This window comes from Photobacterium lucens (genome assembly GCF_009873615.1).
In the GTDB taxonomy this organism is placed as follows: Bacteria; Pseudomonadota; Gammaproteobacteria; order Enterobacterales; family Vibrionaceae; genus Photobacterium; species Photobacterium lucens.
This window is the reverse complement of the sequence record NZ_SSMG01000055.1, coordinates 1-13,803: the sequence shown is the minus strand read 5'-3', so window position 1 is coordinate 13,803 and position 13,803 is coordinate 1. Positions and strand designations below refer to the sequence as shown.

At 42.7% G+C, this 13,803-nt stretch carries 11 protein-coding genes; 9 read left to right on the top strand and 2 right to left on the bottom strand.

Annotated elements, in window-relative coordinates; translation table 11 throughout:
- The first annotated feature begins 183 nt into the window (after window positions 1-183).
- The 8 genes from E5A76_RS03450 (at window position 184) to luxS (ending at window position 9,993) form a co-directional block, all read left to right on the top strand.
- Entirely contained in the window at window positions 184-438 is a 255-nt protein-coding gene (locus E5A76_RS03450) for an oxaloacetate decarboxylase subunit gamma (RefSeq protein ID WP_107167467.1), read from the top strand.
- A gap of 61 nt (window positions 439-499) precedes the next feature.
- A complete protein-coding gene (oadA, locus tag E5A76_RS03445) occupies window positions 500-2,281 on the top strand; it encodes a sodium-extruding oxaloacetate decarboxylase subunit alpha (protein ID WP_161118106.1) in 1,782 nt (593 codons plus the stop codon).
- A 9-nt stretch (window positions 2,282-2,290) separates the two neighbouring features.
- Entirely contained in the window at window positions 2,291-3,424 is a 1,134-nt protein-coding gene (locus tag E5A76_RS03440; protein WP_161118105.1) for a sodium ion-translocating decarboxylase subunit beta, read from the top strand.
- Window positions 3,425-3,558: 134 nt separating this feature from the next.
- Entirely contained in the window at window positions 3,559-4,005 is a 447-nt protein-coding gene (locus tag E5A76_RS03435) for a YqaA family protein (RefSeq protein WP_045066484.1), read from the top strand.
- 11 nt (window positions 4,006-4,016) lie between these two features.
- Complete coding sequence (locus E5A76_RS03430) at window positions 4,017-6,866, top strand: M16 family metallopeptidase (protein ID WP_161118104.1); 2,850 nt, start codon at window positions 4,017-4,019, stop codon at window positions 6,864-6,866.
- A 147-nt stretch (window positions 6,867-7,013) separates the two neighbouring features.
- On the top strand, window positions 7,014-8,591 hold the full coding sequence (gshA, locus tag E5A76_RS03425; protein ID WP_187695542.1) for a glutamate--cysteine ligase: 1,578 nt from the start codon (window positions 7,014-7,016) through the stop codon (window positions 8,589-8,591).
- Window positions 8,592-8,791: 200 nt separating this feature from the next.
- Entirely contained in the window at window positions 8,792-9,400 is a 609-nt protein-coding gene (locus E5A76_RS03420) for a transglycosylase SLT domain-containing protein (RefSeq protein WP_161118102.1), read from the top strand.
- Between the two features lie 74 nt (window positions 9,401-9,474).
- Window positions 9,475-9,993: an S-ribosylhomocysteine lyase gene (gene luxS, locus E5A76_RS03415; RefSeq protein WP_161118101.1), complete on the top strand. Its 519-nt coding sequence runs from the start codon at window positions 9,475-9,477 to the stop codon at window positions 9,991-9,993.
- Window positions 9,994-10,052: 59 nt separating this feature from the next.
- Here the strand turns inward: luxS and E5A76_RS03410 are convergent, their stop codons facing one another.
- Both E5A76_RS03410 and E5A76_RS03405 read right to left on the bottom strand, forming a co-directional pair.
- Window positions 10,053-11,318, bottom strand: a complete 1,266-nt coding sequence (locus E5A76_RS03410) for an HlyC/CorC family transporter (RefSeq protein WP_053986456.1) — start codon at window positions 11,316-11,318, stop codon at window positions 10,053-10,055.
- Between the two features lie 109 nt (window positions 11,319-11,427).
- Window positions 11,428-12,225, bottom strand: a complete 798-nt coding sequence (locus E5A76_RS03405; protein WP_053986455.1) for a cytochrome C assembly family protein — start codon at window positions 12,223-12,225, stop codon at window positions 11,428-11,430.
- 208 nt (window positions 12,226-12,433) lie between these two features.
- On the opposite strand from E5A76_RS03405, the gene ffh reads away from it, so the two are divergent.
- Window positions 12,434-13,801, top strand: coding sequence for a signal recognition particle protein (gene ffh, locus E5A76_RS03400; protein ID WP_008988042.1), 1,368 nt, complete (start codon window positions 12,434-12,436; stop codon window positions 13,799-13,801).
- The last annotated feature ends 2 nt before the right edge of the window (window positions 13,802-13,803 follow it).

Here is a 13,803-nt window from a genome sequence, read left to right as displayed (position 1 = left end):
ATCACTATTTATATCGTGGCTGCATGTAAAGAAATTCTGCAATAAAAACTGATAATTACGTTTATAACGAGTAAAAATCAGACTAATGTTGCAAATTTAATCAATTTTTATGAATCGATTTGACTTGTTTTTTATTGTCATGATAATCGTTAACACTACGGTCACAATTAGAAGGAATTTATGATGACTGATCTGGGAGATACGCTGTGGCAAGCTGCGGTAATTATGGCAACAGGAATGGTTGTTGTATTTGTCTTTCTATCAATCCTTATTTTTTTGGTGAAATTGTTGGCAAAACTTGCGCCAGCAGAGCCAATTGAAGCGCCTCAAACTGCCAAATCGGCAGTGATCCCAAATCAAAACGGTATTAAACCTGATGTGATTGCAGCGATCTCAGCCGCTGTGCATCAGTATCGCCAAGCGAAAAGCTCGAGCTGATATTTCCAACTAATACACAGTTTTGATTTTAGGACACTTATTCTTACAAGGAGTTTTGAACATGTCCAAGCCTCTAGCTATCACCGATGTGGTATTGCGTGATGCACACCAATCTTTATTTGCTACCCGTCTTCGCCTTGAAGATATGTTGCCAATTGCCGCTCAACTTGATGATGTGGGTTATTGGTCGTTAGAAACATGGGGCGGCGCTACTTTTGATTCGTGCATTCGTTATCTTGGTGAAGATCCTTGGGAGCGTCTGCGTGCATTAAAACAAGTGATGCCAAAAACACCGATGCAGATGCTACTTCGTGGACAAAATCTACTTGGTTATCGTCATTATGGTGATGATGTTGTAGAAAAGTTTGTTGAGCGTGCACATGCGAATGGTATGGATGTTTTCCGTATTTTTGATGCCATGAACGATGTACGTAACCTTGAGAAAGCAACTAAATCTGTGGTTGATGTCGGAGCTCATGCGCAAGGTACGATTTCTTACACTACTAGCCCTGTACATACATTAGATACATGGACTGATTTAGCTAAGCGTTTGGAAGATCTTGGCTGTCACTCGATTTGTATTAAAGATATGGCGGGGTTACTCAAGCCTTATGAAGCTGAAGAGCTGATCAAACGCATTAAAGCATCATGTGATATTCCACTAGCCTTACACTGTCATGCAACAACGGGTCTTTCAACAGCAACTGCTGTGAAGGCAGTAGAAGCCGGACTCGATATTCTCGATACGTCTATTTCTTCAATGAGCCAAACTTACGGTCACACACCAACAGAAACGGTCGTTGCAATGCTCCAAGGTACTGGTCGTGATACGAACTTAGATCTTGAAAAATTCGCTCCGATTGCCAGCTACTTCCGTGATGTTCGCAAAAAATATGCGAAATTTGAAGGCAGCTTGAAAGGTGTTGATGCACGTATTCTATTAGCACAAGTACCTGGTGGCATGCTGACTAACATGGAAAGTCAGTTAAAAGAGCAAGGTGCAGCCGATCGTTTTGATGAAGTATTAGAAGAGATCCCACGTGTACGTGAAGATCTTGGTTTTATTCCATTAGTTACGCCAACATCACAAATTGTCGGTACTCAAGCGGTATTAAACGTACTGACAGGTGAGCGTTATAAGAGTATCAGTAAAGAAACTGCCGGTATTTTAAAAGGTGAATATGGCGCTGCGCCTGCGCCAGTAAATAGTGAGCTTCAAGCAAAAGTACTTGATGGCGCTGAGCCAATTACTTGCCGTCCTGCTGATTTGATTGCCGATGAGCTATCAACGTTAACAGATGAATTAGTGACGAAAGCGAAAGCTGACGGTATTACGCTTGCTGAGCAGCAAGTAGATGATGTATTAACTTACGCATTATTTCCACAAGTTGGGCTTAACTTCCTGAAAAACCGTAACAACCCAGATGCTTTCGAGCCAGTACCTACGGGTGAAGAGCTTGTTGTTGCAGCACCTGCTGTGAAAGCGGTTGCTGAGGTTGAAAGCTATAGCGTACGTGTAAACGGTCAGGTTTATAACGTTGAAGTTGCAGAAGGTGGTGAACTTTCTTCTGTGGAAGTGGCACAACAGCCAGCATCAGCGCCTGTCACTGCACCTACGCCAAGTGCTGCAGCGGAGGCGGTAGGTGCACCGCTAGCGGGTAATATCTTTAAGATCAACGTTCAGCCGGGTCACCAAGTGACTGAAGGTGATGTGTTAGTGATCTTAGAAGCGATGAAGATGGAAACAGAAGTACGTGCAGCACGTAGCGGTGTCGTTGACCAACTACATGTAAAAGAAGGTGACTCTGTGACTGTTGGCTCGCCAATCATTAGTTTGGCATAAGAGGTAACCATGGAAGGTTTATTAAAACTCTGGGCCGAAACAGGGATTGCGAACTTCGAGTTTGGTCAGATCGTGATGATCATCGTCGGGTGTGCTCTACTGTTTTTGGCTATTCGTAAGGGCTTTGAGCCGTTATTGCTATTGCCGATGGGATTCGGTGCCATTCTTGCCAATATCCCTAATGCTGGGTTCACCGATCCTGGTGGTCTACTGTACTACATCTATTATGTGGGGATTGAAACGGGAATTTTCCCACTGTTGATCTTCATGGGTGTAGGTGCCATGACTGACTTTGGTGCCTTGATTGCTAACCCTAAAACCTTGTTATTAGGTGCGGCAGCGCAGTTTGGTATTTTCTTTACCTTATTCGGTGCAATTGTATTGAATGTTATACCGGGTATGGAATTTACGCTCGCTGATGCGTCATCAATCGCTATTATTGGTGGTGCAGATGGTCCTACAGCTATCTTCCTTGCTAGTCGTTTATCACCTGATTTATTAGGTGCAATTGCGGTTGCTGCCTATAGCTATATGGCACTGGTGCCGATTATCCAGCCACCGATCATGAAAGCATTAACGACACCTGAAGAGCGTCAAATTCAGATGCAACAGCTTCGTCATGTTACGAAGACGGAAAAAGTATTGTTCCCATTAGCGGTATTGTTAATGACAATCTTGTTCCTACCATCAGCAACACCGCTGGTTGGTATGTTCTGTTTAGGTAACTTAATGCGTGAGTCTGGTGTGGTGGATCGTCTGTCAAATACAGTACAGAACGAGCTTATCAACATTGTGACTATCATGCTTGGTTTAGGTGTTGGTTCAAAACTTGAAGCCGCGACATTCCTTCAGATCGAAACACTGGGTATCTTGGTGCTAGGTGCGGTGGCATTCAGTGTCGGTACTGGTGGCGGTGTGTTAATGGCAAAAGCGTTAAATCGCTTTAGTAAAGAGCCAATTAACCCACTGATCGGCGCGGCGGGTGTATCTGCGGTACCAATGGCGGCACGTGTGGTTAATAAAGTTGGGTTAGAAGCCAACCCGCAAAACTTCCTACTAATGCACGCAATGGGACCAAACGTGGCAGGGGTATTAGGCTCAGCAGTAGCTGCCGGTATTTTGTTAGCACTGGTTGGTGGTTAATACTTCCATTATTCATTATTGAAGATAAAGGCAGCATATCGCTGCCTTTTTTCGTTTTTAAGCATAATAAAAACGGTTTAAACGATTATCGTCCAATGGCACACTGCGTTATCAATATTTTAAGGCGTTAATCAATGACTGAGTTTTTTTCCGGTGATACGGGATTATGGGTGTTATTTGCTACCGGTTTTTTAAGTGCCACTTTGTTACCCGGTGGATCTGAGGCTAATCTTATTGCGGCAGTTAAGCTGGGTGATAACCCGATTTGGCAAATTGTCGCTGTCGTTGCAATAGGTAATACCTTAGGTGGTCTCACCAATTATTGGTTAGGGCTTTTGCTTCCCGATAAAACTTCCGAGCAAAAACAGAGTCATAAAGCTTTATTGTGGTTAAAAAAATACGGTTACTGGAGCTTGTTACTCAGTTGGATGCCTATCATTGGTGATCCATTATGTTTAGCAGCAGGCTGGCTACGCATGCGTTTTTGGTGGTGTGCTGTAGTTATATTTATTGGAAAAACATTACGTTATATCGCATTAGCCGCAATCGTACTGGGACTTTTTCCATCATTACCATTTTAAGGAATTCGAGAGTGCAAAAATGGATCCTGAGTGCAGCGGTGCTGTCACTAACGGGCTGTAGTCAATTTGTAGAGCAGTCATCAACCCAAGCGTTACCGAAAGGGGTAACGTTTGTCGAACAAGTTAAAGCGGTGAAGGGAGAAGCTGTGATCCCTTATAGTAAATACCGTTTAGCTAATGGGCTAACTGTGATTTTATCGCCTGATCATTCTGATCCATTAGTGAATGTGGATGTGACGTACCATGTGGGCTCAGCACGGGAGCAACAAGGTAAATCAGGATTTGCTCACTTCTTTGAGCATATGATGTTCCAAGGCTCGAAACATGTTGGTGATCAGCAGCATTTCAAATTGATCACGGAAGCGGGCGGTAATTTAAACGGCAGTACTAACCGAGATCGCACTAATTATTTTGAAACGGTGCCAGCTAATCAATTAGAAAAAGTCTTGTGGCTTGAGTCCGATCGTATGGGTTTTTTACTGGATGCGGTATCTCAGCGTAAGTTTGAAATTCAGCGTGATACAGTGAAAAACGAGCGTGCGCAAAACTTTGAAAACCGTCCGTATGGTTTGATTTATGAAAAAATGGCGGAAGCGTTATATCCACGTAGCCATCCATATTCATGGCAAACCATTGGCTATGTAGAAGATTTAGATCGTGTTGATGTTAACGATCTTAAAGCTTTCTTCCTGCGCTGGTATGGGCCAAACAATGCTACCTTAACCATTGGTGGTGATATTAATAAAGCGCAAACATTGGAGTGGGTAAATAAATACTTTGGCTCTATTCCGCGTGGTCCTGAAGTAAAAAATGCACCGAAGCAGCCGGTGACATTACCGTCTGATCGTTACATTACACTGCAAGATAATATTAAGCAGCCAATGTTAATGATGGGATGGCCGACTGCGTATTTAGGCGCAGCAGAGCAACCATCATTAGATATGTTGGGCCAAGTGATCGGTAGCGGTACCAATAGCTTGCTGTATCAAAAATTGGTGAAAACAGGCAAAGCCGTTGATGCCGGCGCATTTCAAGATTGTGCAGAGCTTGCTTGTACCATGTATGTGTATGCGATGGCGCCAAGTGGTGACAAAGGCCATTTAGATACACTACGTAAAGAAGTGATGTCAGTCGTTAATGGCATTGAAAAGCAAGGGATCAAAAAAGCCCAACTGGATGAAATTAAAGGTTCGGTAGAAGCGAGTGCGATTTATGGCTTACAAAGTGTCAGTGGTAAGGTCTCGCAACTTGCGGCTTACCAAACATTTTTTGGTAACCCTAACTACATTTTAACGGATCTAGCGAACATTGAGAAAGTGAATACGCAGAGCGTTATGCGTGCGTATAACCAATACATTTATCAGCATCCAAGTGTTACGCTAAGTGTTATTCCACATGGTGAATTACAGCTTCAGGCGGCGAAACCTAACTATACGCCAGCTCCTCGAGTGTTACCGAAAAATACCAAGATCAAAGATAAAGATCTGGCGTACCGTACAGTCAAAGACAACTTTGATCGCTCAGTAATGCCGAAGGCTTCAAAACCTGTTAAAGCGGTAATGCCAACGCTATATGAATTTAGCTTGGCGAATGGGATCAAAGTGATTGGTACTCAGTATCAAGAAACCCCAACCATTAGCTTGCAATTAACAGTACCTGCTGGGCGACGTTTAGATCCCGCAAATAAAGAAGGCTTAGCTGAGCTTACTGCTGCCATGATGAATGAAGGCTCAGAGAAGTTTACAGCTGAAGAAATGGCTTCTAAGTTAGATACACTAGGCAGTAATATTTCTGTGCGTGCAGGGCTTTATGGCACCACAATATCGCTAAGCACATTAACCAAAAACTTACCTGAAACTATGGCGTTATTGGAGCAGCGTTTATTCCATCCTGCGTTTAAAGAAAGTGATTTTAACCGCCTTAAAAAGCAGATGATTGAAGGTATTGTTTATGAGCACCAAAGTGCTGATTGGTTAGCAGGCCAAGCAACCCGAGAAGTCTTATTTAAAGGAACGGTATTTAGTCGCCCATCTGATGGTACGAAACAAACCTTGAGTCGTATCACGCTGCAAGATGTGAAAGATTTCTACCAGCGTTATTACACGCCAAACAGTGCTGATGCCGTTGTGGTGGGGGATATTACCCAATCTCAATTAACGAAAGCGTTAGCACCTATTGGGCAATGGCAAGGGGCACCAGCACCAAGTATTACGCCACAAGTTTTACCTGTACTAAAGAAACAAGCTATTTGGTTAGTGAACAAACCTGATGCTCCACAAACGGTGATCCGTTTAGCGCGTCAGGGGATGCCATTTGATGCAACGGGTGAGCTATTTAAAACTCAGTTAGCGAACTTTAACTTAGCCGGTAACTTTAATAGCCGTATCAACATGAATTTACGTGAAGATAAAGGCTATACCTATGGAGCTGGCGGTTATTTCAGTGGTGGTAAAGAGGTAGGACTAGGCGTGTATTACGCGCAAGTTCGCGCCAATACTACCGTTGCTTCGATTAAAGAATTCTTAGCTGAACTTAAGAAAATGAGTACATCTGGATTAACTGATAAAGAGGTTAACTTTATGCGCTTAGCGGTAGGTCAGCAAGATGCTCTTAGTTATGAAACGCCAAGCCAAAAAGCAGCCTTATTAGGTAATATTTTAGCCTATCATCTACCTAAGGATTTTGTCGCGCAACGTAATCATATTGTCGATAGCATCAGCAAATCTACGATGGATAAACTTGCTGAAAAATGGTTTGACCCTAAAGACTATCAAATCATTGTGGTTGGTGATGCGAAAAGCTTAGAGCCACAATTGAAGACATTAGGGTTACCTGTGCATCTTCTCTCCCTAACGAAATAATCGTGCTTTCGGTAACAACTAGTACGCGGTGCTAGTTGTTACCATTCAGTAAAAGTCTTTCGCAAGTTTTGCTGATATAAATGATGGTAATCACACGCAATAATGATTACTCTGTTTTCCTTAAATTAGATTAAAACGAGAATAGCCTTGATGGATTTTTCACAGAGGTTACAGCAGCTTTCTACTCATGCTGATGCATTAACCCAGTTTGGGCGTGGACTTGAACGAGAGTCACTTCGAATTACTGCTGACAGGCATTTATCCCAACAACCTCATCCTGTGGCACTAGGTTCTGCACTAACCAATAAGTGGATCACAACTGATTTTGCCGAATCATTGTTGGAATTTATTACACCAGTATCAACCGACATTGATCAGCTGTTATGGCAACTTGAAGATATCCATAAATTTGCCTTAAGCAAAATGGATGGTGAGCGTTTATGGCCAATGTCGATGCCATGTTTTGTTGGCTCGCAAGATGACATTACCTTAGCGCAATACGGTTCATCGAATACTGGACGTATGAAAACGCTTTACCGTGAAGGTTTAAAGCATCGCTATGGTAGCGTGATGCAGATCATCTCTGGTGTTCACTTTAACTTCTCATTCTCTGATAGTTTCTGGGATGGTTTATTTGGTGAGCAGACACCAGAGCAACGCCAAGAATCAGTATCAGACGCATACTTCGGTTTGATCCGTAACTACTACCGCTTTGGCTGGTTAATCCCTTATTTATTTGGGGCGTCTCCTGCACTTTGTGGCTCTTTTATTAAAGACGACAAAGTGAAGGAATCATTTAGCAAAGTGGGTACAGGTACCTATTACTTAGAAAATGCAACAGCATTACGATTAAGTGATTTGGGTTACACCAATAATGCGCAAAGCTCGCTGAAAATTGGCTTTAATAGCTTAGATCAGTACTTAGAAGGCTTAAATAAAGCGATTCATACTCCGTCAAAAGAGTTTGCTGACATTGGTGTGATTGTTGATGGTGAACGCCGTCAGCTAAACAGCAATGTGCTACAGATTGAAAATGAGCTTTATGCGCCAATTCGCGCTAAACGTGTAACCAAAAGTGGTGAAAAACCATCAGAAGCATTAAAGCGTGGCGGTGTTGAGTACATCGAAGTACGTTCGCTAGATGTAAACCCATTTAGCCCGATTGGTATCAGTGAAGATCAAGTTCGTTTCCTTGATTTATTCCTAACGTGGGCGGTATTAACACCATCTGCTGATATGGATGACAGTGAGTTAGCTTGCTGGCGTGATAACTGGAACCGTGTGGTGATTGACGGTCGTAACCCTGAGCTAATGCTTAAGATCGGCTGTGCGGGTGAGCGTTTAAGCTTAAAAGATTGGGGCTCGCGTGTCTTTGCTGAGTTGGAGCAAGTAGCGAAAACCATTGATGAGCTAAACGGTAACACTCTTTACCAACAAACATGTGAGCGTTTATTAGGTTGGATCCATCATCCTGAACGTACGCTATCAGCGCAATTGCTTGAGCAAATTAAAGCGGAGCAAGGCATTGGTAATGTAGGTTACAAGTTAGCGGCACAACATTTAGATTACCTAAATGAGCAAGGTTTCCGCTTTTATGATACAAAAACGTTTGAACAAGAAGTACATCATTCAATAGAGAAGCAACAGCAAATTGAACGTGATGATACTGTCTCTTTTGACGAATACCTTGATAACTATTTTGCCGACATTAATATCGGATTATAAATAGCAGCACAGAGAGCGTTATAAGCTTCTCGTGTTAATTAAAGCTGGTATCAGGACGGTACCAGCTTATTATTTTTTATATTTTGTGATGCGCACAGATATAACAGGGATGATCATACCTTTCTTTCAGTTTCTATTCGCTTTCATCTTGCTATCCTGTCGTACTCAATCCATGCCTTATTTTTAACGTGCGAGTATATATGCAGCTTTCTCTTCGTTTATTTTTGTTACTCGGTATCACTTTCATTGTGACAGGGTGTGCTAGTGCGCCGCCACGGGATCAGTCGAATATTTGTAATATCTTCCGTCAGTACCCTAGTTGGTATGACGATGCTGTTGATATGCAAAAAGATTGGGGTACGCCAATCAATGTGGCGATGGCAATTATTAAGCAAGAAAGTAGCTTTCGTCATGATGCTCAACCACCAAAAGATTACGTACTCGGTTTTATTCCTTGGGGACGTGTGAGCAGTGCTTATGGTTACGCACAAGCGCAAGATCCAGCATGGGAAGATTTCCAAAAACACACCGGGCATGGTGGCTCTCGTACCGACTTTGGTGATTCACTACAGTTTGTTGGTTGGTATACCCATGAAACCCAGCGTCAGCTTGGGATCTCTAAATGGGATGCGTATCGTCAATACCTTGCTTACCATGAAGGGCGAGGTGGCTATAAACGTGGAACATATTGGAAAAAGCCATGGTTGACCAAGGTTGCGCGTAAAGTAGAGCAGCAATCGAAGAATTATGGTTGGCAGCTAAAACAGTGCCGCAAAGAATTAGAAAGTAAGAGAAGCTGGTGGTTTTAATTCATAAGTTGTTAACTTAGGAAAAACACCAATAATTGAATAAGTCAGGATTTACGTGCAAGGAGAAGCAAACAATGCCATTACTTGATAGCTTTACCGTCGATCATACTAAGATGAATGCACCTGCGGTTCGTGTGGCAAAGACCATGCAGACCCCAAAAGGTGACACGATTACCGTGTTTGATCTGCGTTTTTGTCGCCCTAATGTCGATATTTTAAGTGAGCGTGGTATTCATACTTTAGAGCATCTTTACGCAGGTTTTATGCGTGCGCATTTAAACTCGAAAGATGTCGAGATCATTGATATTTCACCTATGGGATGTCGTACAGGTTTTTATATGAGCTTAATCGGCACGCCAACTGAAGAGATGGTTGCGGCAAGCTGGAAAGCGGCGATGGAAGATGTAATCAAGGTTGAGTCACAAGATCAGATCCCAGAGCTTAATGAATACCAGTGTGGAACTTATGACATGCACTCATTAGATGAAGCGAAGCAAATTGCTCAAACGATCCTAGCGCAAGGGATCTCTGTTAACTTAAATAATGAGTTGGCACTCCCAGAAGCGATGCTGCAAGAGCTAAAAGTAAAATAAGCTGGTGGGCAAACAACAGATAATAAAAAGCCGACATCATGTCGGCTTTTTTGTGTTTATTATGGGTTGTCTGGTAACACTTTGATTAACTTAATCATATTGTCTGACACTTCCACAATCTCCATCTTATGATCAGCAATCATAATACTGACCTGATTTTCTGGAATGTATTCTAAGTGCTCTAAGATCAAACCATTTAAGGTTCGAGGGCCATCAGTTGGCAGTTTCCAATTTAAGCTCTTGTTCAAATCTCGAATGTTGGCACTGCCTTCAATCATTAAACTACCATCACTTTGAGCGGTAATTTCTTCTGCTAACGTTGGCGCAATAGAGGTTGTAAATTCACCGACGATCTCTTCTAAGATATCTTCTACTGTGATCAAGCCTTGAATATCACCGTATTCATCAACAATCAGACCAATACGCTCTTTATTGCGCTGGAACTTCAACAGCTGGATATTCAGTGGTGTACCTTCTGGTATGAAATATACTTCATCCGCTGCACGTAGAAGGTTTTCTTTACTGAAATCGTTTTTATCCATCATAAGGCGATATGCTTCACGGACACGTAGCATACCCACGACTTCATCAATATTGTCACGGTACAGCACGATACGACCGTGAGCTGAATGGCTTAACTGACGAACAATTGATTTCCAATCATCATTTACGTTAATCGCTGCAATTTCACTGCGTGGCACCATCAGATCTTCAACGGTGACATTTTCTAAATCCAGAATTGAAAGCAGCATGTCTTGGTGACGACGTGGGATCAAGCCGCCAGCTTCATTAACCACAGTACGCAGTTCTTCTGAACTCAATTTTGATGACGTGTTATCACTGCTTTTTAAACCCAGCAAGAATAAGAAAGCGCTGGTAATACCGTTGACGAACCATACCAATGGGTAAAGCACTTTCATCAAGATATTTAACACAATACTGCTGGCATAAGAGATCCGCTCTGGATAAAGCGCAGCAACAGTTTTCGGCGTTACTTCGGCAAAAACGAGAATTAAAATGGTTAGAGCACCGGTTGCAATCGCCACCCCTGCATCACCGTATAAACGCATACCTAAAATGGTTGCGATGGCAGACGCGAGGATATTTACAAGGTTATTACCGATTAAGATCAAGCCGATTAAGCGGTCAGTCCGAGAAAGTAGCTTCTCAACACGTTTTGCTCCTTTGTGGCCTTGGTTGGCCATATGGCGCAGTTTGTAGCGGTTTAGTGCCATCATGCCTGTTTCTGAACTGGAGAAGTAGGCTGATAGGATGATCATTAAAATGAGTAGAGAGAACAGTACACCCGTGGAGATATCGTCCAAAAGTTGTAATCCTTAATTGTTTTATACAAGCTGAAAGCCCAATAGGGCAAAGTTATCAATGTTTTAATTATAGTGAGATTCTATATGAATCAAGATTAGACAATGTTAATTACATGCCAATGATAATTTCTTTTACGAAGCGGCTCCCAAAGTAAGCCAGAGTTAATAGAAAGGCGCCAATTAAGCTAAACCAAATCACACGACGCCCACGCCAACCTTGTCGGTAGTGACCCCACAATAAGACGCTGTAAACACACCAAGCTAATAATGATAGTATCGCTTTATGGGTTTTACCTTGGGCTATGATATCGTTAATAAACAGATAACCGGTGAATAAAGTGACAGTTAATAGCACATATCCCACTACAATGATCTTGAAAAGTTGACGTTCAACCATCATTAACGGTGGAATATTAGGGTTAGGCGCTAAGCTCTTTTTATGTTTTAGCTTATGATCAAGCCAAGCCAGCTGAATTGCGTATAAAGTAGCAATCATCAGGGTTGAATATGAGAACAACGCAAGAGAAATATGCAGTAATACTTGCGGATGCGCCTCTAAATGGGTAATAAAAGCCCCCGGCAATAATGCTGATGCAGCCAAGTTGATTGCAGCAAAGCTGTAAATAACAGGCAGTAAAAACCAAATCCGCATTTTTAACATTGCAGCCGTGGTCAAGATTGCCACAATCAAGCTGATCAACGATGCAACGTTAAGGATACTGAGGTTTTGTCCTGAGCCGGCAAAGATAAGATCTTTAAGCAATAGGATATGTAGCACAATCGCAATGCTTGCGGCTGCAAAAACAGGCTGGGCTTTAATGCCGTTATTATTTGCAAGCCCCGGGATCACCAGCAAAAGTGCAATGATGTAAAAGCCAACGGCTGGAATAGCAAGTAACATATCCATAATAAATGAGATAGCTCCGTATTAACTAATGGCTATTTTATAAGGTTTTAGAGTTGCAATTATACCTTGCTCAAACCTTCGCCGCCAACGTAATACCTAAAAGTGACAGCGGATTACATGAAAGCGAGGGGCTTTTTGCGGTATACTTGTGCCAATTTTAGTGATTTTGCAATTTTGATTGAGTTGCGTAACGAGCGAGTAGCACTACATGTTCGAAAATTTAACCGAGCGTTTATCGCGAACGCTTAAAAATGTCAGCGGCCGTGGTCGCCTTACGGATGACAACATCAAGGATACCCTACGTGAAGTACGTATGGCCTTACTCGAAGCCGATGTTGCGCTGCCCGTTGTTCGTGAGTTCGTTAAGCGTGTAAAAGAGCGCGCTGTTGGTACTGAAGTATCGAAAAGCCTGACTCCAGGTCAAGAGTTCATCAAGATCGTTCAAGCTGAACTTGAATTGGTGATGGGCGAAGAAAACGAAGGCCTAGATTTAAGCTGTCAGCCACCGGCTGTGATTTTAATGGCAGGTTTACAAGGTGCGGGTAAAACAACCAGCGTTGGTAAACTAGGTAAGCTATTAAAAGAGCGCGATAGCAAAAAAGTATTAGTGGTTTCTGCCGACGTTTACCGTCCTGCGGCGATCAAACAGCTAGAAACATTAGCAGGTGATATCGGTATCGATTTCTTCCCATCTAATGTTGAGCAAAAACCAGTAGAAATTGCCAAGGCTGCATTAGAGCACGGTAAGCTGAAGTTCTACGACGTGGTTATCGTCGATACTGCTGGTCGTCTTCACGTTGATGAAGAGATGATGGATGAAATTAAAGACGTCCATCAAACCCTAAACCCAGTTGAGACATTGTTCGTGGTTGATGCCATGACAGGTCAAGATGCGGCAAACACGGCAAAAGCGTTCAACGATGCTCTACCTTTAACGGGTGTAATCCTGACTAAAGTTGATGGTGATGCGCGTGGTGGTGCGGCATTATCTGTTCGTCATATTACAGGTAAGCCAATTAAATTCTTGGGTGTGGGTGAAAAGACCGACGCACTAGAGCCGTTCCACCCGAACCGTGTGGCTTCACGTATCTTAGGTATGGGTGACGTTCTTTCTTTAATTGAAGATCTAGAACGTAACGTTGATAAGAAAGAAGCAGAAAAACTGGCGAAGAAATTCAAAGATAAAAAAGGCTTTGATTTAGAAGACTTCCGTAGCCAGTTACAACAGATGAAAAACATGGGCGGCATGATGGGAATGCTTGATAAGCTTCCTGGTATGTCACAATTGCCGTCTGATGTGAAAGATAAAGTGGACGATAAGATTTTCGTTCAAATGGAAGCGATCATTAACTCGATGACCAAAGCTGAGCGTGCACGACCAGAACTTATTAAAGGTTCTCGTAAAAAACGTATTGCAGCAGGTTCTGGTACTCAGGTTCAGGACGTAAACCGTCTATTGAAGCAGTTCACTCAAATGCAGAAGATGATGAAAAAGATGCAGAAGGGTGGAATGAAGAACATGATGCGCCAAATGAAAGGCATGATGCCTGGCGGCGGCATGTTCCCTGGGCGCTAATT